Annotated in this window: 16 protein-coding genes; 13 read left to right on the forward strand and 3 right to left on the reverse strand. The window is 72.6% G+C overall.

Annotated features, from left to right (window positions below; genetic code table 11):
- Positions 1 to 138: 138 nt before the first annotated feature.
- From ACZ4IF_RS32615 to ACZ4IF_RS32625, 3 genes are all read left to right on the forward strand, one after another.
- Positions 139 to 402, forward strand: a complete 264-nt coding sequence (locus ACZ4IF_RS32615) for a WhiB family transcriptional regulator (protein ID WP_003975777.1) — start codon at positions 139 to 141, stop codon at positions 400 to 402.
- A gap of 243 nt (positions 403 to 645) precedes the next feature.
- Positions 646 to 4,320 (forward strand): glycosyltransferase family 2 protein, encoded by a 3,675-nt coding sequence (locus tag ACZ4IF_RS32620; RefSeq protein WP_467569347.1) that lies wholly within the window; start codon positions 646 to 648, stop codon positions 4,318 to 4,320.
- Positions 4,317 to 5,816: a DUF5719 family protein gene (locus ACZ4IF_RS32625; protein WP_467569351.1), complete on the forward strand. Its 1,500-nt coding sequence runs from the start codon at positions 4,317 to 4,319 to the stop codon at positions 5,814 to 5,816. Before ACZ4IF_RS32620 ends, ACZ4IF_RS32625 begins: the two co-directional genes overlap by 4 nt.
- Before the next feature lie 259 nt (positions 5,817 to 6,075).
- Here ACZ4IF_RS32625 and ACZ4IF_RS32630 read toward each other — a convergent pair whose 3' ends face one another.
- On the reverse strand, positions 6,076 to 6,525 hold the full coding sequence (locus ACZ4IF_RS32630; RefSeq protein ID WP_467569354.1) for a metallopeptidase family protein: 450 nt from the start codon (positions 6,523 to 6,525) through the stop codon (positions 6,076 to 6,078).
- Between the two features lie 314 nt (positions 6,526 to 6,839).
- Here ACZ4IF_RS32630 and ACZ4IF_RS32635 point away from each other — a divergent pair, with 314 nt between their 5' ends.
- From ACZ4IF_RS32635 to ACZ4IF_RS32665, 7 genes are all read left to right on the forward strand, one after another.
- Entirely contained in the window at positions 6,840 to 7,265 is a 426-nt protein-coding gene (locus ACZ4IF_RS32635; RefSeq protein ID WP_095934768.1) for a DUF3499 domain-containing protein, read from the forward strand.
- A 132-nt stretch (positions 7,266 to 7,397) separates the two neighbouring features.
- A complete protein-coding gene (locus ACZ4IF_RS32640) occupies positions 7,398 to 9,014 on the forward strand; it encodes an L-lactate permease (RefSeq protein WP_426677832.1) in 1,617 nt (538 codons plus the stop codon).
- Positions 9,015 to 9,322: 308 nt separating this feature from the next.
- Entirely contained in the window at positions 9,323 to 10,684 is a 1,362-nt protein-coding gene (locus ACZ4IF_RS32645; protein ID WP_467569357.1) for a phosphomannomutase/phosphoglucomutase, read from the forward strand.
- Positions 10,685 to 11,049: 365 nt separating this feature from the next.
- Positions 11,050 to 11,220: a Trm112 family protein gene (locus tag ACZ4IF_RS32650; protein WP_095934758.1), complete on the forward strand. Its 171-nt coding sequence runs from the start codon at positions 11,050 to 11,052 to the stop codon at positions 11,218 to 11,220.
- Positions 11,221 to 11,446: 226 nt separating this feature from the next.
- Positions 11,447 to 12,574 (forward strand): SIS domain-containing protein, encoded by a 1,128-nt coding sequence (locus ACZ4IF_RS32655; RefSeq protein WP_467569359.1) that lies wholly within the window; start codon positions 11,447 to 11,449, stop codon positions 12,572 to 12,574.
- A gap of 184 nt (positions 12,575 to 12,758) precedes the next feature.
- Positions 12,759 to 13,910: a mannose-6-phosphate isomerase, class I gene (gene manA, locus ACZ4IF_RS32660; protein WP_467569362.1), complete on the forward strand. Its 1,152-nt coding sequence runs from the start codon at positions 12,759 to 12,761 to the stop codon at positions 13,908 to 13,910.
- A 164-nt stretch (positions 13,911 to 14,074) separates the two neighbouring features.
- Positions 14,075 to 15,052, forward strand: coding sequence for a cation diffusion facilitator family transporter (locus ACZ4IF_RS32665; RefSeq protein WP_359501359.1), 978 nt, complete (start codon positions 14,075 to 14,077; stop codon positions 15,050 to 15,052).
- Between the two features lie 142 nt (positions 15,053 to 15,194).
- Here ACZ4IF_RS32665 and lepB read toward each other — a convergent pair whose 3' ends face one another.
- Positions 15,195 to 16,016, reverse strand: a complete 822-nt coding sequence (gene lepB, locus ACZ4IF_RS32670; protein ID WP_467569366.1) for a signal peptidase I — start codon at positions 16,014 to 16,016, stop codon at positions 15,195 to 15,197.
- Between the two features lie 393 nt (positions 16,017 to 16,409).
- On the opposite strand from lepB, the gene ahcY reads away from it, so the two are divergent.
- Together ahcY and ACZ4IF_RS32680 are read left to right on the forward strand one after the other, a co-directional pair.
- Positions 16,410 to 17,867 (forward strand): adenosylhomocysteinase, encoded by a 1,458-nt coding sequence (ahcY, locus tag ACZ4IF_RS32675; protein ID WP_467569369.1) that lies wholly within the window; start codon positions 16,410 to 16,412, stop codon positions 17,865 to 17,867.
- 99 nt (positions 17,868 to 17,966) lie between these two features.
- The gene (locus ACZ4IF_RS32680; RefSeq protein ID WP_467569372.1) at positions 17,967 to 18,611 is read left to right on the forward strand and encodes a hypothetical protein; all 645 of its coding nucleotides are present in this window, start codon (positions 17,967 to 17,969) and stop codon (positions 18,609 to 18,611) included.
- A gap of 81 nt (positions 18,612 to 18,692) precedes the next feature.
- Here ACZ4IF_RS32680 and ACZ4IF_RS32685 read toward each other — a convergent pair whose 3' ends face one another.
- A complete protein-coding gene (locus ACZ4IF_RS32685; protein WP_467569374.1) occupies positions 18,693 to 19,763 on the reverse strand; it encodes an RDD family protein in 1,071 nt (356 codons plus the stop codon).
- Positions 19,764 to 19,882: 119 nt separating this feature from the next.
- On the opposite strand from ACZ4IF_RS32685, the gene ACZ4IF_RS32690 reads away from it, so the two are divergent.
- Complete coding sequence (locus tag ACZ4IF_RS32690; protein WP_467569377.1) at positions 19,883 to 20,890, forward strand: stage II sporulation protein M; 1,008 nt, start codon at positions 19,883 to 19,885, stop codon at positions 20,888 to 20,890.
- Positions 20,891 to 21,206 lie beyond the last annotated feature (316 nt).

The following is a 21,206-nucleotide window of genomic DNA, read 5'->3' on the forward strand; positions in this document are numbered from 1 at the left end:
CAGAGTGAATAAGGGGCCCAATAGCAGATCTCGGCTTGACTGGCCCGGATCGGCACACTTGTAATTTCACTCGTGTCGTTCAGCCGAAATCGGTAACGACAGCAGCACGGGGACGCGAAAGACAGACGAGGGGCGCACATGACCGAGCTGGTGCAGCAACTGCTGGTCGACGACGCGGACGAGGAACTCGGCTGGCAGGAGCGCGCGCTGTGCGCCCAGACCGACCCCGAGTCCTTCTTCCCCGAGAAGGGCGGCTCCACCCGCGAGGCCAAGAAGGTCTGCCTCGCCTGTGAGGTCCGCTCCGAGTGCCTCGAATACGCACTCGCCAACGACGAGCGGTTCGGCATCTGGGGCGGTCTGTCCGAGCGGGAGCGGCGCCGCCTGAAGAAGGCGGCCGTCTGAGAGTCCCCCGGAGGCGGACCGCCGGGAGCGGCCCTCCGGGAGAAGCTGTGCACGCGCGCGTGTGCCTCCGACCAAACGGCACACACTCCTACGTAACGAACGGCCCGTCGCGGGTGGGTTATCCACAGGCGGCGGGCCGCTGTGTTGCCCAGCCGTTAGTGTGGGCCCTCGTCCGAGACGTCCCGCTGTCCCCGCCGGACACAGACGTCCACCGCAGTCCATCGAACCGGGGCCCGTACCTCGATGTCCGTGCACAGCCATTCGGCAGCCCATCAAGACGCCGCTGCCACACCTGAGTTCCCGCGCCACGTGGTGACCGCGGTGGTCGTCTCCCACGACGGCGCCCGCTGGCTGCCCAAGGTGCTCGCCGGGCTGCTCGGCCAGGAGCGCCCCGTGCAGAACGCGGTGGCGGCCGACACCGGCAGCGCGGACGACTCCGCCCAGCTGCTCACCGAAGCGCTCGGCGCGGACCGGGTGGTGCACCTCGCCCGGCGCACCGGTTTCGGCCAGGCCGTGGAGGAGGCCTCGCGCACCGCCCAGGTCCTCACCCCCGAGGATCTGCCCTATCTGAAGCGCCCCAGCGGCTGGGACCCCGTCACGCGCACCTGGCGCGACGACGCCTACGACCTGCCGGACCTGCCGCACGGCGAGCCCGAGCAGTGGCTGTGGCTGCTGCACGACGACAGCGCCCCCGAGCCGGACGCCCTGGCCCGGCTGCTGCAGGTCGTGGAGGACGAGCACGAGCTCGGCAGGGACGTCGCCGTCGTCGGCCCCAAGCTCCGCGGCTGGTACGACCGCCGTCAGCTCCTCGAGGTCGGCGTCACCATCGCCAACTCCGGTCGCCGCTGGACGGGTCTGGACCGCCGCGAGCAGGACCAGGGCCAGCACGACCACGTCCACCCCGTCCTGTCCGTGTCGAGCGCGGGCATGCTGATCCGGCGCGACGTCTTCGAGGAGCTCGGCGGCTTCGACCGCCGGCTGCCCCTGATGCGCGACGACGTGGACCTGTGCTGGCGCGCCCAGGCCGCCGGCCACCGCGTCCTCGTCGCCCCGGAAGCGGTCGTACGGCACGCCGAGGCCGCCTCCCGCGAGCGCCGCACCGTCGACTGCGTGGGCCGCACCTCCGCGTCCCCGCACAAGGTCGACAAGGCGGGCGCCGTCTACACCCTCCTGGTCAACGCCCGCACGGCGCAGCTGCCCTGGGTCCTGATCCGGCTGGTCCTCGGCACCCTGCTGCGCACGGTGGCGTATCTCGTCGGCAAGGTCCCCGGACAGGCCGTCGACGAGATCCGCGGCCTGCTGAGCGTCCTGCTGCGCCCGGAGCGGGTCGTCGCGGGCCGCCGCAGGCGTGGCCGCCCGCAGGTCGACAAGGGCGAGCTGCGGGCGCTGTTCCCGCCGCCCGGCGCGACCGTGCGGGCCACCGTCGAACAGGTCGCGAGCAATCTGGTGGGCCGCTCCGACGCCGAGGCCACGGCCGGCGCCGGACGGCACGGCAGCGCGGTCGAGTCCGGACCCGGCGGCGACGACGCCGACTTCCTGGAGATCGAGCAGTTCGCCCGCCTCAAGCGCATCGCCCGCAATCCCGGCCCGATGCTCTTCCTGGTGCTGCTGTTCGTCTCGCTGCTGGCCTGCCGTGAACTGCTCGGCGGCGGCGCTCTCTCCGGCGGCGCGCTGCTCCCGGCCCCGGCGGACTCCTCGGAGCTGTGGTCGCGCTACCTGGACGGCTGGCATCCGGTGGGTGCCGGCGGCACCCAGTCCGCGCCCCCGTACCTCGCCGTCGTCGCCATGCTGGCGTCGCTGATGCTCGGTTCCACCGGCCTTGCGGTCACCGTGCTGCTGGTGGCGTCCGTGCCGCTGGCCGGCTTCGCCGCGTACTTCGCCTCGCGGCCCCTCGTCGAGTCCCGTCTGCTGCGTGCCTGGGCGTCCGTCGCCTACGCCTTCCTGCCCGCCGCCACCGGCGCGCTCGCGGGCGGGCGCATCGGCACCGCCGTCCTCTCGATCCTGCTTCCCCTCATCGCCCGCGCGGGCATCGCCGCGAGCGGACTGGCGCACGCCTCGGGAGCCCGCGGCAGCTGGCGCGCCACCTGGGCGTACGCGCTGCTGCTCACCGTCACCACGGCGTTCACGCCGATCGTGTGGCCCGTCGCGCTGGTCCTCGGGCTCGCGCTCCTCGTGGTGCGCCGCGGCGAGATCACCGCCTACGGACTGCGTTTCCTGGCCCAGCTCGGCACCCCGCTGCTGATCCTCGCCCCCTGGTCGCTGACGCTGCTCCCCTTCGGCTTCTTCGACCAGGCAGGCCTCGAGTACGGCGACAGCGCGGCCTCCGCGCTCGACCTGCTCGGCGCCAGCCCGGGGGGTCCCGGGACCGTCAGCGGGCTGATGCTCTTCGGCATCGTGCTGGCCGCGCTGGGCGCCCTGATGCGCACGGAGCGCCAGGCGGGCATCTGGACGGCCTGGGCCGTGGCCCTGGTGGCCCTCGTCTTCGCCGTCCTGTCGAACGGCTCCACCTGGGCGGGTCCCGCGACCCTGGTCTACGGCCTCGCGCTGCTGGCCGCCGCCGTGCTCGGCGCCGACGGGGCACGCGCGCGCGTGGCCGAGCAGAGCTTCGGCTGGCGTCAGCCGGTCGCCGCGCTCATCGCCTTCGCCTGCGCGGCAGGCCCCCTGCTCGTCGCCGCGGGCTGGATGATCCGGGGCGCCGACGGCCCCCTGGAGCGCCGCGACCCGGTGCAGGTCCCCGCGTTCGTCGCCGAGGAGAGCGGCACCCGCGACCAGGCCCGCACCCTCGTCCTCGACAGCCGCTCCGCCGCCGACGTCGGATACATGCTCGTCCGCGGCTCCGGCGCCCGCCTCGGCGACGCCGAACTCGCGGAGACGGCCGGCGACAACACGAGGCTCGACAAGGTCGTCGCGAACCTCGTGGCGGGCTCCGGCGCCGACCAGGCCGACGAGCTCGGCGGTTTCGCCGTGCGCTACGTCCTCGTCCGCAAGGGCGCGCCCCGTGAGGTGAGCCGCGTCCTGGACGCCACCCCCGGCCTGACCCGGCTCAGCCAGCAGGACGGCAGCGCCCTGTGGCGGGTGGACCAGCAGGTCTCGCGCGCGGCGATCGTCCCCGAGTCCGGCGACTCGCTGTCCATCGCCGCCGGACCCGTCGAGGTGCACACCACGATCCCCGCCGGTCCCGACGGCCGGGTGCTGCGGCTCGCCGACTCGGCCGACGAGGGCTGGGTGGCCACCCTGGACGGCAGGCCGCTCACCCGCACCACGGTCGACGGCTGGGCCCAGGGCTTCCAACTGCCCACGAACGGCGGCCGGTTGGACATCACCTTCGACGCCCCGATCGGCCACGCCGCCTGGCTGTGGGCGCAGGGCGCGCTCGCCGTCGTCCTCGTGGTGCTCGCCCTGCCCGGCCGGCGCCGCGACGTCGACGACGACCTTCCCGAGGAGCAGCCGGTCCCGGCCCTGGACAGCACGGGCGACGGCCGCCGCGCCCGGCGGCTGCGCGCCCAGGCCGAGGCCGAGGCCGAGCAGGCCGCCCGGGACTCCGACGCCCCCGCGTCCCCGGACGAGGAGGCTCCGGCCGCCCCCGCCGCCGTCCCGCAGCAACACGCGTACGGCGAATGGGACACGCCGAGCTACGCGGGCGCCGAGTACGGCACGTACGGCGGCGAGCAGTACGAAGGCGGACAGCAGTACGCGGCAGGCGGCTACGACCAGACGTACCAGGCCGACCCCTACCAGGGCGGCCAGTACGACCCGTACGCCTACGGGGGCACGGCGTCGTACGACCAGACGTACGCCCAGGGCTACGACACGGCGGGCCAGGGCTACGACCCGGCCTACGACCCGGCGCAGCCCCCGATGCCCCCGCAGCCGCCGCACGGCACCGACAGTGAGCGCCCCGACGGGAGCCAGCAGTGAACCGCACCACCCTGTCCCTGATCGCAGGCGCCACAGCGCTCGCCGCCGTCACCGGATTCGCCGCGCTCAGTGCTCCGGGCGCGGCCGGCGAGGACACCGCCAAGGCGGCCGCACGGCTGCCCGTGCAGCGCACCAGCCTGCTCTGCCCGCAGCCGAGCACCTCGGACATCGCGGACACGGCGTACACGTCGTTCACGCCGGTCTCGAAGGGCACGAGCGCCGGCGGAAAGGCCGAACTCCAGGTCGCGAGCGAGCAGTCGGCGGACGCGAGCGGCGGCAAGAAGGACGGCAGGAAGGCCGGCAAGCCCGTCGTGCAGCCCAAGGATCCCGGCAAGCCGTCGACCGGCGACAGCTCCGGTGCCGACGCGCCCGCCCTGGTCGGCACGGCCGAGGGCAGGTTCGCGCCGGGCTGGACCGTCCAGGAGACCACTGAGGTCGCCGCGGGCACCGGCCGCGGCCTGCTCGGCACCAACTGCACGGCCCCGGACACCGAGTTCTGGTTCCCGGGTGCCAGCACCGCCGAGGACCGCTCCGACTACGTGCACCTGACCAACCCCGACGACTCCGCCGCGGTCGTCGACATCGAGCTGTACGGCAAGGACGGCACCCTCAAGTCCACGGTGGGCGACGGCATCACGGTCCAGCCGCACTCCAGCGAGCCGATCCTGCTGAACACACTGACCGACGCCCCGCAGACCAACCTCACCGTGCACGTGAAGGTCCGCAGCGGCCGTGTCGGGGCCGCCGTGCAGGCCCTGGACGACAAGATCGGCGGCGACTGGCTGGCGGCGTCCACCGACCCCGCGGGCAGCCTGGTCATGCCGGGCATCCCGAAGGACGCCACGTCGGTGCGGCTCGTCGCCTTCGTGCCGGGCGACACCGACGCCGACCTGAAGGTGCGCCTCGCCTCCCCCTCGGGCGCGATCACCCCCGCGGGCAACGAGACGGTGCATGTGAAGGCCGGCATGACCGCGGCGGTCGACCTCGGCGACGTCACCCGCGGCGAGGCGGGCTCGCTGGTGCTCACGCCCACCGACCAGCCCGTGCCGGTCGTCGCCGCCCTGCGGGTCGTGCGCGGCAAGGGCGACCAGCAGGAGACCGCGTTCATCCCCGCCACCGGCCCGGTCTCCGCGCGCGCGAGCGTCGCCGACAACAGCGCCAAGGGCACCACGCTCGCCCTGGCCGCCCCGGGCGGTCAGGCCCAGGTCAAGGTCACCGCGTCCGCGGGCAGCGAGGGCGGCACGGCCGTGTCCAAGACGTTCACGATCAAGGGCGGCACGACACAGAACGTGGCGGCGCCGGTCCCGAGCGGCCTCAAGGGCACGTACGCCCTCACGGTCGAGCGGATCTCCGGAGGCCCCGTCTACGCCTCCCGGATGCTCGCCTCCACCCAGGACGGCGTCCCCGGCTTCACGGTCCAGACCCTCCCGGACGACCGCGGGACGGTGTCGGTGCCGGAGGCGGAGCAGGACCTCTCCGCGCTGCTGAAGCAGTGACCGGCCGGGTCCCTCAGGGGACTCGACCGGTACGCCCGCCCCGCCGGATCCCTGGGAGTCCGGCGTCGGCGTCCGGCCCGCCCGGTCATGGGGATCGGGCGGTGGCGTCCTGCCCGCCGCGGCCCGGGAGCCACAGGCGGCGGTGTCCTGTCCGCCAGGTCCTGGGATTCCGGTGGCGGCTTCCTGCCCACAGGGGCATGGCGATCAGGCGGCGGTGTCCTGCCCGCCCGGTCCCCTTCGCGGATCCGGTGGGGAGTGATCAGTCCTCGCCGTACCGCGGGTCCACCGTCTCCGGTGTCAGCCCCAGCAGCTCGGCGACCTGTTCCACGACGACCTCGTGCACCAGGGCGGCGCGCTCGTCGCGCCCCTTGGTGCGGATCTCGACCGGACGGCGGTAGACGACCACGCGCGCTGGGCGGCCCTCACGCGCCGGCATCGTGCCGCCCAGCGGCACCGCCTCGTCGCTCCAGGCTTCGCCCGGTGCCTCCAGCCGGGGCACCTCCAGGACCAGGAAATCGATGTCGGCGAGCTGCGGCCAGCGCCGCTCCAGCCGCTCCACGGAGTCCTGCACCAGGTCCGCGAACACCTCGGCGCGGCTTGCCGCGAGTGGCACCTGCGGTGGCGCCACCGGGCCGCGCATGCCCCTGCCGTGGCGATCACGACGGCGGGGCCCGGGTGCTGCGGCGCGGGGCGATACGGGGTTGTCCATCACTGACGAAGAGTAATCCCCGCGCGGCCCGCGCGCCCGGCCCCCACGCGGCTGCCCACCGTGGGGCGGGAGAGCCGGCGGCACGAGGTCCGGCGTTGGTTCCGGATGTCGCTCGATGACCATTCCAGCCAAGCTTGGGCTCGATTCCGTATCCTTCCCGGACCGTCACTCACATGGCAATTGACATGGTTTGCGTCAAGTGGTGACCGGTTTCAGGTCTGTTCGGCCTCTCGGAACACGCTGTCCGCCCAGGTCAGGGTCGGACGCCGGAACGGTCGTGTGGGCGGTGTCACAGCACGACACGGTGGGATGACCTGGGGGAGAGTCGTCGCGGCCCGCTCAAGAGTGCGGTACCGTCCAACGTCGTGAGCCTTGTACGTCGCTGTTCGCGCACCGCTTGCGGCCGTCCCGCCGTAGCGACGCTGACGTACGTCTACGCCGACTCGACCGCGGTCCTCGGCCCGCTCGCCACCTACGCCGAGCCCCACTGTTACGACCTGTGCGCCGAGCACTCCGAGCGCCTCACCGCGCCGCGCGGCTGGGAGGTCGTCCGGCTGGCCGACGCCTCCGGGCCCGCCCGCCCGAGCGGGGACGACCTGGAAGCGCTCGCCAATGCCGTGCGCGAGGCGGCCCGTCCGCAGCAGCGCGCCGCGGAGGCCGGCGGCAGTGCCCGCTCCGCGGACCCGATGGAGGTCGCCCGCCGCGGCCACCTGCGGATCCTGCGCTCGCCCGACAACTGAGCGCCCCGCACCCTCCCGCACACCGATCACTTTGAGCCGTGCACGCCCATTGACGTGAAGTTGTCGCGGACACGACCATTCCGTTTGCCGTGAGAAATCGCTTTCCGCATCACGGAACTCGGGGAGGTGCCCGTGTACGTCCAGCAACTGGAGCCCGTCGCCGACTCGCTCGGCCTGTCCGCCCTCGTCGCCGCTCTGCCCCTCGTCATCGTGCTCGTCCTGCTCGGCGGTGTCCGCACCAAGGCACACTGGGCCGGCCTCATCGGCCTCCTGGCGGCCTTCCTCGTCGCCTGGCTCGCCTACGGCATGCCCGTCGGCCAGACGCTCTCCAGCGCCGCCCAGGGCGCCGTCTTCGGCCTCTTCCCCATCCTGTGGATCGTCGTCAACGCCCTTTGGGTGTACCGGATGACCGTCCGCACCCGGCACTTCGACATCCTGCGCCGCTCCTTCGGGCGACTCTCCGACGACCCGCGCATCCAGGCCCTCGTCGTCGCCTTCTGCTTCGGGGCACTCCTCGAAGCGCTCGCGGGCTTCGGCGCCCCCGTCGCGATCTGCTCGGTGATGCTGGTCGCGCTCGGCTTCGACCCGGTGCGCGCCGCGGTCGTGTCGCTCGTCGCCAACACCGCCCCCGTCGCCTTCGGCGCGATGGCCACCCCGGTCGTCACGCTGGCCCAGGTCACCGGCCTGCCGCTGGACTCCGTGGCCTCCGTGGTGGGCCGTCAGACCCCGCTGCTGGCCCTGGTCGTGCCCCTCGTGCTCGTCGGCCTGGTCGACGGGCGCCGGGGGCTCCGGGAGACCTGGGTGCCCGCCCTGGCGTGCGGAGTCGCCTTCGCCGTCGCGCAGTTCGCCGCCTCCAACTACCTCTCCGCGCAACTCGCGGACATCGGGGCCTCCTTGGCGGGCGCGGCGGCCCTGGTCGCGGTGCCGCAGGCGCGCCGGCCCGCGGCCGAGCCCGTACGGGCCGCGGTGCTGACCGGCGTACGCAGCGCCGACCTCGACGAGCGCGACCCGCGCCCCGAAGTGGTGCGCGCCTACGCCCCGTACGCGCTGATCGTGGCCATCTTCTCGGTCGCGCAGATCCCCGCCGTCAAGGACTGGCTGGCGGGGGCGACCCAGATGTACGACTGGCCCTTCCTGAACGTCGTCGACCCGGAGGGCAATCCGGTCGGCGGGAACGTCTTCACCTGGCCGATCGTGTCGACCGGCGGCACGCTCGTGCTCCTCGCCGGACTGTGCACGGCCGTCGTCCTGCGGGTCCACGCGCGCGTGGCGGTCAGGGAATGGGCGGCCACGGTCCACGAGTTGAGGTTCGCGATCCTCACCGTGACGTCCGTCCTCGCCCTCGCCTACGTCATGAACCTCTCCGGACAGGCCGCCACCATCGGGCACTTCGTCGCCGCGGCCGGTGCGGGCCTCGCCTTCCTGTCACCCGTTCTGGGGTGGTTCGGTGTGGCCGTGTCCGGCTCGGACACCTCGGCGAACGCCTTGTTCGGCGCCCTTCAGGTGAGCGCGGCCAGGGAGTCCGGCCTGTCGCCCGAACTGCTCGCGGCCGCCAACAGTTCGGGCGGCGTGCTCGGCAAGATGATCTCGCCCCAGAACCTGACCATCGCGTGCGCGGCGGTCGGTCTCGCGGGCCGCGAGGGAGACCTGCTGCGCAAGGTGCTGCCGTGGAGTGTGGGACTGCTGCTGGTGATGTGCCTCATCGTGGTCGGGCAGAGCTCACCGGTCCTGGAGTGGATGCTCCCCTGAGCCCGGCCGGACACCGTCCCTCGGGCGCGCGTCCGGGCGCGCCCCGGGCCGTGACTCCTCCCCTTCGTGCGTCATTCCGCCGCCCGCCCCGGGACGCGCCCGGACGCGCGCCCGGCGAACCGGCTCCGGTCGCGGGTCGCCACCCCGGGGGCGCCGGGAACCAGCCTCTTGAAACGAGCGGGTTTCCCCCGGGTGACGGGCACAGGTCCGCAGGTCACCGATGCGCGTCCACTCACCGACCGCACAGCGGACGGCTGGTCCGGACGGGTAGTTTGGGGCGACCGAAGTGGACTTCTGGAGGGTTGGCCGTGACTGCTGATCTGTCGCAGCTCGTGAAGGCGTACGACGTACGCGGGGTGGTCCCGGACCAGTGGGACGAGTCGCTGGCCGAGCTGTTCGGAGCCGCCTTCGTCCAGGTGACCGGAGCGGACGCCGTCGTCATCGGGCACGACATGCGGCCCTCGTCGCCCGGTCTGTCGGGTGCCTTCGCGCGAGGTGCCGCGTCGTGCGGCGCCGACGTGACCGAGATCGGCCTGTGCTCGACCGACCAGCTCTACTACGCCTCGGGCGCGTTCGGCCTGCCGGGCGCCATGTTCACCGCCTCCCACAATCCCGCCCAGTACAACGGCATCAAGATGTGCCGCGCGGGTGCCGCGCCGGTCGGCCAGGACACCGGCCTGGCCGAGATCCGCGAACTCGTCGAGTCCTGGCTCGACTCGGGCGCCCCCGCCCGGGACGCGGCCCCGGGCACGATCACGCGGCGCGACACGTTGGAGGACTACGCGGCGTACCTGCGGTCCCTCGTCGACCTGACCTCCATCCGCCCCCTGAAGGTCGTCGTCGACGCGGGCAACGGCATGGGCGGACACACCGTCCCGACCGTCTTCGCCGGCCTGCCCCTGGACGTCGTCCCCATGTACTTCGAGCTGGACGGCACGTTCCCCAACCACGAGGCGAACCCGCTCGACCCGGCGAACATCGTGGACCTCCAGGCACGCGTCCGGGCGGAGGGCGCCGACCTCGGCATCGCCTTCGACGGCGACGCGGACCGCTGCTTCGTGGTCGACGAGCACGGCGACCCGGTGTCCCCGTCCGCCATCACCGCCCTGGTCGCCTCCCGCGAACTCGCCAAGCACGGCGGCGGCACGGTGATCCACAACCTCATCACGTCCTGGTCGGTGCCGGAGGTCGTGCGGGAGCAGGGCGGCACCCCCGTCCGTACCCGCGTCGGCCACTCCTTCATCAAGGCCGAGATGGCCCGCAGCGGCGCGATCTTCGGCGGCGAGCACTCCGCGCACTACTACTTCCGCGACTTCTGGAACGCCGACACGGGCATGCTCGCCGCCCTGCACGTCCTCGCCGCGCTCGGCGGCCAGGACGGCCCGCTCTCCCGGCTCGTCGCGGAGTACGACCGGTACGTCGGCTCCGGAGAGATCAACTCCACGGTCGAGGACCAGGCCGCCCGCCTCGCCGCCGTCAAGGCCGCCTACGCGGGCGGCGTAGGCATCCGGCTGGACGAACTCGACGGCCTGACCGTCAGCGCCGACGACTGGTGGTTCAACGTCCGCCCCTCCAACACCGAGCCGCTGCTGCGCCTGAACGCGGAGGCGCGCGACGAGGCGACGATGACGAAGGTGCGCGACGAGGTCCTGGGGATCATCAGGGGCTGACCCCGTTCGGCCCGCCTCCCGGCGCGTCGCGTCCGTCCGGCGGCCCCGGCGCGTCGCGTCGGTGCACCGGCCCCGGCCGGTCGTGTCGTCCCGCCGGCCCGGGCCTCCTCATCGGCCCGGCGCCTCGCCCGCACCTCGCCGGGGAGCCGGGCAGGGCGGCAGGGCCCAGGGGGAGCGGGGAGCACCTGGGCCGCTCCACCGACACTCCGCGACGCGCCCCGCCCGCCCCCGCGAGGCCGCTCCCCGCCCCGCGAACCGCGAGCACCGCCCAGGACACCCCGGCGAGCCTGTGCCGCGCCCCGGCGCACGGCTCCGCGCAGCGGTACTCTGACCAGGCCGCATCCACCTGTTCGGAAGGACACCCCATGCCGCTCGAAGCCGGCCTCCTGGAGATCCTCGCCTGCCCGGCCTGCCACGCCCCGCTCAAGGAGCAGGAGAGCGAGCTGGTCTGCACGGGCGCGGACTGCGGCCTGGCCTACCCCGTCCGGGACGGCATCCCCGTACTCCTCGTCGACGAGGCCCGCCGCCCCGCGTGAGCGGAGCGGCCGCCCGGCACGAGCACGGCCGCCTCGCAGGAGCCCGGAGGCGCGGCGTCCGCGCCCGTGGTGCCACCCGCGAGGCACCCGCAGGCGACAACCCGGCCAGGTCCGGGTAGAAGACACCTGACGGGTACGGGCGCGCGGCCCACACCGCGCCCGTGAAAGCGACCATCCGGCGACACCCGCGCAAGCGACCCCCCGGTGATCGGAGGCTGCCGACCCCATGCTCGACGAATCGCTGCTCGACGACCCCGAAGCGCTCGCCCGCGCCGACCGGCGTGCGCTGCTGCGCGGCGCCGCCGAGGCCGGTGCCCGGGTGCGCACCGCCGTCCGGCACGCCGCGGAGGCCGGGATCCCCGATCTCAAACCGGACGGCCGCCCGCGCGCCCTCCTGATCGCCGGTCCGGGCCTGGCCGCCACCGGCGTCGCCGAACTGCTCGGCACACTCGGCGGCCCGAGCTGCCCCGTCACCCGGCTGACCCCGAGCGGCGTCGCCCCCGCCGCGGGCGCGCTGCGCTGGGAACTGCCCGGCTGGGCGGGCCCGGTCGACCTCCTGCTCGTCGCCACACCCGACGGCACCGAGCCAGGTCTCGAACTCCTGATCGACCAGGCGTACCGGCGCGGCTGCACCGTGGCCGCCGTGGCGCCCGCCGGCTCCCCGCTGACCGAGGCGGTCGCGGGCGCGCACGGCCTCTTCGTCCCGATGGCGTCCGCGCCGTACGAACAGGACGAGCCCCTCGCGGCCTCCGCCCCCGGAGTCCTGTGGGCGCTGCTCACCCCGCTGCTCTTGCTCCTCGACCGCACCGGCCTCGTCTCCGCCCCGCCGGAGTCCCTGCAGAAGGTCGCCGACCGCCTCGACCACGTGGCCGAGCGCTGCGGACCGGCCATCGCCGCGTACAGCAATCCCGCGAAGACCCTCGCGGCCGAGCTGGCCGAGGTTCTCCCGGTGATCTGGACCGAGGGCGCCTCCGCGGGCCCGGCCGGACGCCGCTTCACCGCCGCGCTCGCCGAGCTGGCCGGCCGCCCCGCGCTCACCGCCGAACTCCCGGAGGCGCTCGCCTCGCACAGCGTGCTGCTCGCGGGAGCCCTCGCCGCCGGCGCCGACCCGGACGACTTCTTCCGCGACCGCGTCGAGGAGGCCCAGGCCCTGCACGCGCGCGTGGTGCTGCTCAGGGACCGCCCGATCGGCGGCATCAGCGCGGCGCCCGCCGCCCGCGAGCTCGCCCTCAGCCACGACACCGCGATCAGCGAACTGGAACCCGAGGAGGGCGACGAACTGGAGACCCTCGCCGAACTGATCGCCGTCACCGATTTCGCCGCCGTTTACCTGGCGCTCGCTTCGGGGGCATGATCTTGTCTCCGACGCCCTGATCCTCGTACGCGGAGAGACCTTCGTACGCTGAGACCGGCACGGCACCGTCCACGCGGAGCCGTGCCGTGCCCCTGCGTGCCTCCCGGTACGCGGAGACGGGCGTCGACCCCCGTGCGCGGAGGCAGGATCCGCGTCGTACCCGGAAGGAACCGCGGAGACTCGTATGGACCGCCTCGACAACACCATCCGCCCCTACGCCTGGGGTTCGACGACCGCCATCGCGCGGCTGCTCGGTGTGGAGCCGACCGGTGAACCGCAGGCGGAGATGTGGATGGGCGCCCACCCCGGTGCTCCCTCGCGCACCGGGCGCGGCCCGCTCAACGAGGTCGTCGGCGAGGACCCCGAGCGGGAACTCGGCCGTGCCGCGGTCGCCAAGTTCGGTCCCCGCCTGCCGTTCCTGCTGAAGATCCTCGCCGCCGGTGCCCCCCTCTCCCTCCAGGTGCACCCCGACCTGGAGCAGGCCAGGGAGGGCTTCGAGGACGAGGAGAGCCGCGGTGTCCCGATCGACGCACCGCACCGCAACTACAAGGACGCCAACCACAAGCCCGAACTGATCTGCGCCCTCACCGAGTTCGACGGCCTGTGCGGCTTCCGGGCCCCGGGCGAGGCCGCCGACCTGCTCGCGGGACTCGACGTCGACTCCCTCAAGCCGTACGTCGACCTGCTGCACGCGCACCCGGAGGACGCCGCGCTGCGCGAGGTCCTGACGGCGGTGCTGAGCGCCGACCCCGAGGAGATGGCCCACACCGTCACCGAGACCGCCGCCGCCTGCGACCGCCTCGGCGGCGCCTACGCCCCGTACGCCGACCTCGCCCACCACTACCCGGGCGACCCCGGCGTCATCGCCGCCATGCTGCTCAACTACGTGCGACTGCAGCCGGGCGAGGCCCTGTTCCTCGGCGCGGGCGTCCCGCACGCCTACCTGAACGGCCTCGGCGTCGAGATCATGGCCAACTCCGACAACGTCCTGCGCTGCGGCCTCACCCCCAAGCACGTCGACGTCCCCGAACTCCTGCGCATCGTCCGCTTCGAGGCGACCGACCCGGGCGTCCTGCGCCCGGAGGCGTCCCCGGACGGCGAGGAGGTCTACGCGACCCCCATCGACGAGTTCCGGCTCTCCCGGTACGTCCTGGCGGAGGGCGCCGTCCCGCACGACCTCACCCGCGACACCCCGCAGATCCTCCTCTGCACGGCGGGCACCGCACTCGCGGGCCACCTCGCGCTGGCCCCCGGACAGTCGGTCTTCGTCCCGGCCGGCGAAAAGGCCGAAGTGTCAGGGAACGGCACGATCTTCCGCGCGACAGTGGTGGCCTGACAGGGCATCCTCGGTGTCCTGGACCCCTCGTCACGGTGGCCAGCCGCACCCCTGTGGCACCGGGCTGCAACAATGGCCCACCGCAAAGGGCGGGCAAAGCCCGGACCGGGGTACGAGGGTACGGACCGGGACCCGGACGGCGTACGAAGGGACAGCAGGAGCACATGAGCGCTTCAGGCGGCACCAAAGCGATCGTGGCGGCACTCGGCGCCAACCTCGCGATCGCGGCATCGAAGTTCGTGGCGTTCGCCTTCAGCGGCTCGTCCTCGATGCTCGCCGAGGGCGTCCACTCGCTCGCCGACTCCGGCAACCAGGCCCTTCTGCTCATAGGCGGCAAGAAGGCGCAGCGCGAGGCGACCCCGCAGCACCCCTTCGGCTACGGCCGCGAGCGCTACATCTACGCCTTCCTCGTCTCGATCGTCCTCTTCTCGGTCGGCGGCATGTTCGCCGTCTACGAGGGCTACGAGAAGATCAAGCACCCGCACGAGCTGGAGCACTGGTACTGGCCGGTGGGCGTCCTGGTGTTCGCCATCATCGCGGAGAGCTTTTCCTTCCGTACGGCCATCAAGGAGTCCAACGAACTGCGCGGCGGGCTGTCCTGGGCGCAGTTCGTCCGCCGCGCCAAGGCCCCCGAGCTGCCGGTGGTCCTCCTGGAGGACTTCGGCGCGCTCATCGGTCTCGTCCTCGCCCTCGGCGGTGTCGGCCTGGCCCTGCTCACCGGCGACGGCATCTGGGACGGCATCGGCACGGTCTGCATCGGTGTCCTGCTCATCCTGATCGCCCTGGTCCTCGCGGCCGAGACCAAGTCCCTCCTGCTCGGCGAGGCCGCGGGCGTCGAGGACGTCAAGAAGATCGAGGCCGCGATCGTCGACGGTCACACGGTCACCGGCGTCATTCACATGCGCACGCTCCACCTCGGCCCCGAGGAACTGCTGGTCGCGGCGAAGATCGCCGTCGAGCACGACGACACCGCGGCGCAGGTCGCCTCCGCGATCGACGCCGCCGAGGCCCGTATCCGCACCGCCGTCCCGATCGCCCGCGTGATCTACCTGGAGCCGGACATCTACAGCGAGGCCGAGGCGGCGAAGGGCGCCGACCCCGAGGCGACGCCCGGTGGTCCGGCCCACCCGGTCGAGCACTGACCTTCGCCCCTACGGTGCCGGGCCCGCCCGGCACCGGGGCCACGGACGCTCGCACGCCGCGGGGCCCGCCTGGGATTCCAGGCGGGCCCCGCGGCCGTTCACGTCCGGCTCTTCCCGGCTCGGCGTCACTCGGACGCCTCTGTCACTCGGTGTTCCTCGGCCCGTCAGCCCATGCCCCCGGGCCACTCATACTGCCCGGGACCCCCATGCTGCCCGGGACCCCCATGCTGCCCGGGCCCCCCATGCCGCCCGGGGCGCTCATTCCGCCCGGGCCACCCGTGCCGTTCGGGCCGCCGTACACGGCCCACGGCGGCATGGGCGGCACCGCCCGGGCCCGCCGCCGTACGACGAACGCCGCGATCCCGAAGCCCACGCCCGCCAGCGCGACGGGCACCCCGAGCACCCCGGCCCCCGCCAGCGCCAGAGGCACCGCCCGGTCCTCGGTCACCCGGGCCTGGACGGCACCGACGGGCACCGTCCCGCCGTGGTCGTCCGGGAAGAACCGGGAGTCCCGCGAGTTCACGCGGTGATCACCGAGCAGGAACAGCCGGCCTTCGGGCACCTTCACGTCGTACCGCTGGTGCGTCCCGTCCGCGATCCCGTCCTTGACGTACGGCTCGTCGAGCGGCTTCCCGTTCACCGTGATCCGCTCGTCCGCACCCTCGCCGTCACAGCACACCACCCGGTCGCCGCCGACCGCGATGACGCGCTGCAGGACGCTGGCCGAGAAGGAGTAGCGCTCCGGCGACCGGAACAGCACCACGTCACCCCGCCGCACCTCGCTCCCGTCGATCCGCTCGAACACGAGCCGCTCGCCGACGGTGTAGGTGGGCGCCATGCTGTCGCTGGGCACCTCGGCCGTCGTGAACGCCGTACGCGCGGCCAGAATCGACCCGAGCACCAGCAGCAGCCCCAATGGCCCCAACACCCACGCCGTGATCGTCAGCCCTCGCCCCTTGCGCACCGCGACACCCTCCAGCCCCACCCCGCACGGAATTTCCGCGCGCGCAGAGGCTAGCCGTCACGACGCCACGAGCAGCCACCGACCGCCCCCTCACCCTGCGCGGACGTCCCCGGCCACCTCCCCGTACCGGCCGCATCCGTGCCCGCGGGTGCCCCGTCTGTCCGGAGGCGGACTGGGGCGCGCCCCGCCCACCGGTGTAGCTTTGTGGCTGAGCCAGACGTCGCTGCTGATGGCGGTCGGGCGGTCCCACCGCGGACCGGCCGAGGGAGAGAGGGCCTCCGACGGACTGCGCTGCGCGCACCGGGCACACCGTGTCCAGCCGGGGCTCCCTGTGCCCGTCGGCGCGCAGACCAGCCCTATCCACCTCGCCCCGACACCGAGGAGCAGCTCGCAATGACGACTGTCGACAACCGACAGGACTTCAAGGTCGCCGACCTCTCCCTGGCCGACTTCGGCCGCAAGGAGATCACCCTCGCCGAGCACGAGATGCCCGGCCTGATGTCGATCCGCCGGGAGTACGCCGAGGCGCAGCCCCTCGCCGGCGCCCGCGTCACCGGTTCCCTGCACATGACCGTGCAGACCGCCGTCCTCATCGAGACCCTGGTCGCCCTCGGCGCCGAGGTCCGCTGGGCCTCCTGCAACATCTTCTCCACCCAGGACCACGCCGCCGCGGCCATCGCCGTCGGCCCGAACGGCACGCCCGACAACCCGCAGGGTGTGCCGGTCTTCGCCTGGAAGGGCGAGACCCTGGAGGAGTACTGGTGGTGCACGGAGCAGGCCCTGAGCTGGCCGAACAGCCCCACCGGCGGCCCGAACATGATCCTCGACGACGGTGGTGACGCCACCCTCCTCGTCCACAAGGGCGTCGAGTACGAGAAGGACGGCAAGGTCCCGTCGGTCGACACCGCCGAGTCCGACGAGCACCGCGTCATCCTCGAACTCCTGCACCGCACCATCACCGACGGCTCGCAGAAGTGGACCCAGCTCGCCTCGGAGATCCGTGGCGTGACCGAGGAGACCACGACCGGCGTCCACCGCCTGTACGAGATGCACCGCGACGGCACGCTGCTGTTCCCGGCGATCAACGTGAACGACGCCGTCACCAAGTCGAAGTTCGACAACAAGTACGGCTGCCGCCACTCCCTGATCGACGGCATCAACCGCGCCACCGACACCCTGATCGGCGGCAAGACCGCCGTCGTCTGCGGTTACGGCGACGTGGGCAAGGGCTGTGCGGAGTCCCTGCGCGGCCAGGGCGCCCGCGTGATCATCACCGAGATCGACCCGATCTGCGCCCTGCAGGCGGCGATGGACGGCTACCAGGTCACGACCCTCGACGAGGTCGTCGACAAGGCCGACATCTTCGTCACCACGACGGGCAACAAGGACATCATCATGGCCGCGGACATGGCCAAGATGAAGCACCAGGCGATCGTCGGCAACATCGGTCACTTCGACAACGAGATCGACATGGCCGGCCTCGCGAAGATCGACGGCATCGTCAAGGACGAGGTCAAGCCCCAGGTCCACACCTGGAAGTTCCCCGACGGCAAGGTCATCATCGTGCTGTCCGAGGGCCGCCTGCTGAACCTGGGCAACGCGACCGGACACCCGTCCTTCGTGATGTCCAACTCCTTCGCGGACCAGACGCTGGCCCAGATCGAGCTGTTCACCAAGCCGGAGTCGTACCCGACCGACGTCTACACGCTGCCCAAGCACCTGGACGAGAAGGTCGCCCGCCTCCACCTCGACGCGCTCGGCGTGAAGCTGACGACGCTGCGTCCCGAGCAGGCCGCGTACATCGGTGTCGAGGTCGAAGGCCCGTACAAGTCGGACCACTACCGCTACTGAGACCCCCGCCGAGCAGCGGTACCACGGCTCGGCGTACGGATGTCAGCAGGCCCTCGCCGTCACGGCGGGGGCCTGTCCCCGATGAGGACCTGAACGCCCATGCCCCGCGGCCGATATTCGCTCCATGATCCGCACGACCACACTCCCCTCGCCGAAGAACACTTCCACTGCGCGCCCGGCCCCTCCGGCTGGCGCTACGTCGCTCAACGCACCACCCCCTCGGACAGCGGGACCGCGCCCGGCCCCCACCACAGCGAGGTCACCGGTTCCGTCGATCTCGCCCTCGATGAACTCGGCCGGCCCATGCGTCTCGAACTCCATGCCGCGGGCTGGCAGGTCCGGGGAGCCGCCCTCGACGGCGTGACCTGGGTCCGCACCGACCCCACCGGCACGGAGGCCACCGAAGGCAATGTCCGCGCGCACGCCTTCACCGGAACCTCTCCCGCGTTCCTCGTCGCCACCGCCCGTCTCCTTCGCCTCACCCCCTCCGTCTCGGCGACCCGCGTACGCCTCGTCGCCTTCACCGACCCCGTCCTCGCCCCGCGCACCCTCGACCAGTCCTGGGCCTTGATCGCAAGCGAAGCACACACCACTGACAGCGGCCCGCTGATCGTGGACGAATACCAGGTCACAGCCCTGGACACGGGGGAGCAGCACTCCGTGCACATCGCGGGAGACGTGGTGCTCGCGGCGCCCGGCATCGAGCTGGAGCACCTCGAAACACCGCCGTCGGTGTTCACCTGACGACGACGTGTTCACCTGACGGCGGCGATCCACCAGCCGGCCGCCGGTGCGTACGACGACCGACGCGTCGCTCCGCGGCTGCTAAGCGGGCGGCACGAATCCCGTCGCGGGAGGACCTGCCTCCTGATTCCGGCCGTGCCCGTCCCCGAGGTCGGGCCGGTCGGGCCGGTGCGCCTGAGGAACGGCGGCCGGTTGCGCCGGTCGCGGCTGCTGCTGCGGAGACCCGTCCCGACCCCCGGCAGCCGCCGGCGCGTACGGCTGGGGAGGGGCGTAGGGGTGAGGAGCGGCGTACGGCGGGGGAGCACCGTGAGGCCCGGCGCCCGGCGCCCCCACCGCGGGTCCGGGCACTCCCGGCACCCCGGCCGCGTATGCGCCGGCACCCGGCTGCGCGAACCCGGTCGCCCCGCCCCGGAACGCCCGCCGGATCTCCCGCGCCTGCCGCTCCTGCACCACCGTCGCCAGATACGCGGCAGGCGGCACACCCTGCGGCGCCGGAGTCCCCGTACGCGCGGCGACATCGGACGCCAGCCGCTCCGCCATGGCCCAGCCGACCTGCGGATCCAGCTGCTGCATCCGCGTCAGGTACTGGCGGACGGCCAGCCACAACCCGTCCGGAACGGCGGACAGGTCGAGCTCGGCGAACCGCCCCGCGAGCCATGGCGGCGGCGGAGGCACGTACGGCATGTTCCCCACCGGGATCCGTTCGCGGACCACAAGGGTCCCCGCGAACACGTCACCGAGCCGACGCCCCCGCGCCGACACCAGCGAGGCGATGCACGCGACGATCCCGAACGTCATCAGGATCTCGACCACACCCACAGCCCCGCGCACCAACGCGTGCCGGAACCGGATCGGGCCCCCGTCGTCACGCACCACCCGCAAACCGCACGCCAGTTTCCCCAGCGAACGGCCGTGGCTCAGCGTCTCCACCGCGATCGGCCCGCCCACCAGCACCAGCACGAAGGCGGCGATCGAGACCGCGATCTGCGCCGCGTCGTCCAGCGTGGCCGTCGACGCGATCAGACCGATCGTCACGACGACATAGACAGCTATCGCCACCGCCAGGTCCAGCAGCACGGCCAGCGCCCGGCTCGGCAGTTTGGCGGGACGCAACTCCAGCGCGACCGCCTCACCCGTCACTAGCTCACTCACGCTCGCCGTCCTTCCCCTGGCCTGCTCCGAGAACGGCCAGTCTGCCAAGCTGAGGTCACATCGCGCCGCAGTACCACCAGCTGACCCCCACGACGAGCAGCCGAGGAGCAGCCAACCCGATGGACCTCGACGTCTTCGTGTCCGCCCACCGCGCCGAGTGGGACAGGCTGGACGCCCTGCTGCGCCGCCAGCGCCGCCTGAACGGAGCAGAGGCCGACGAACTCGTCGCCCTGTACCAGCGCACCGCCACGCACCTCTCCCTGATCCAGTCCAGCGCCCCGGATCCGCAGCTCACCGGCCGCCTCAGCCAACTGGTGGCACGCGCGCGCAGCGCGGTGACGGGCACCCGCCGGGCATCCTGGCGCGACGTCACCCGCTTCCTGACGCACGGTTTCCCGGCGGCGGTCTACCGCTCGCGTCACTGGTGGGTCCCCACGGCTCTCGTGTCCATCCTGGTCGCGGCGCTCCTGGGCTGGTGGATCGGCACTCACCCCGAGGTCCAGTCGTCCATCGCGGCGCCGAGCGAACTGCGCGACCTCACCCGGCCCGGCGGCCAGTACGAGACGTACTACTCCAGCCACCCCGCCGCCTCCTTCGCGGCCCAGGTGTGGACGAACAACGCGCAGGCCGCCGCGATGTGCCTGGTCCTGGGCGTCTTCCTGGGCATACCGGTGCTCTGGATCCTCTTCCAGAACATGCTCAACCTCGGCGTCGGTATCGGCCTCATGTCCTCCGCCGGCCGCCTCGACACCTTCCTGGGACTCGTCCTCCCGCACGGCCTCCTCGAACTGACCGCGGTCTTCGTCGCCGCGGGCACCGGGCTACGGCTCGGCTGGACCGTGATCGACCCCGGCCCCCGGACGCGCCGAACAGCGCTCGCCGAGGAGGGACGAGCAGCCCTGGGGATGGCGATAGGCCTGGCGCTGATTCTGTTCGTGTCGGGAGCCATCGAAGGCTTCGTCACGCCGTCCGGCCTCCCCACCTGGGCCCGAATAGGCATCGGAATCGCTGCTGAGCTGGCGTTCCTCGCGTACGTCTATGTCCTGGGCGGACGCGCGGCACGTGCCGGCGACACGGGCGACGTCGACGAGTCCGAGCGCAGCGCGACGGTACCGACGGCCGCCTGATGTGCGGACACCCCCGCTGACCTGCTAGTCTCCTCTTCGCCCCACCGGAGCCGTTGACACGGAACCAGCGGGGAGGTAGATTCGAACAGTTGCCTAGAACTGGACATGTGCCGGTGGCAGCAGCTAGTCTCTGCTTGCTTCTCGAGACATCGATTTCGAAGAAGCCACCCCCGATGATTCAGAAATGGCCGCCGGTCAGTCCGGCCCAAAACTTCTGATAAAGTCGGAACCGCCGGAAAGGGAAACGCGAAAGCGGGAACCTGGAAAGCACCGAGGAAATCGGATCGGAAAGATCTGATAGAGTCGGAAACGCAAG

It is taken from the genome of Streptomyces sp. NPDC025784 (assembly GCF_055558435.1).

What these genes read in the sequence shown, in the direction of transcription:
- manA (WP_467569362.1), top strand. Translation starts at nt 12,759, where the DNA reads ATGGACCGCCTCGACAACACCATCCGCCCCTACGCCTGGGGTTCGACG.
- ahcY (WP_467569369.1), top strand. Translation starts at nt 16,410, where the DNA reads ATGACGACTGTCGACAACCGACAGGACTTCAAGGTCGCCGACCTCTCC.
- ACZ4IF_RS32655 (WP_467569359.1), top strand. Translation starts at nt 11,447, where the DNA reads ATGCTCGACGAATCGCTGCTCGACGACCCCGAAGCGCTCGCCCGCGCC.
- ACZ4IF_RS32615 (WP_003975777.1), top strand. Translation starts at nt 139, where the DNA reads ATGACCGAGCTGGTGCAGCAACTGCTGGTCGACGACGCGGACGAGGAA.
- ACZ4IF_RS32620 (WP_467569347.1), top strand. Translation starts at nt 646, where the DNA reads ATGTCCGTGCACAGCCATTCGGCAGCCCATCAAGACGCCGCTGCCACA.
- ACZ4IF_RS32680 (WP_467569372.1), top strand. Translation starts at nt 17,967, where the DNA reads ATGCCCCGCGGCCGATATTCGCTCCATGATCCGCACGACCACACTCCC.
- ACZ4IF_RS32650 (WP_095934758.1), top strand. Translation starts at nt 11,050, where the DNA reads ATGCCGCTCGAAGCCGGCCTCCTGGAGATCCTCGCCTGCCCGGCCTGC.
- ACZ4IF_RS32665 (WP_359501359.1), top strand. Translation starts at nt 14,075, where the DNA reads ATGAGCGCTTCAGGCGGCACCAAAGCGATCGTGGCGGCACTCGGCGCC.
- ACZ4IF_RS32690 (WP_467569377.1), top strand. Translation starts at nt 19,883, where the DNA reads ATGGACCTCGACGTCTTCGTGTCCGCCCACCGCGCCGAGTGGGACAGG.
- ACZ4IF_RS32630 (WP_467569354.1), bottom strand. Translation starts at nt 6,525, where the DNA reads ATGGACAACCCCGTATCGCCCCGCGCCGCAGCACCCGGGCCCCGCCGT.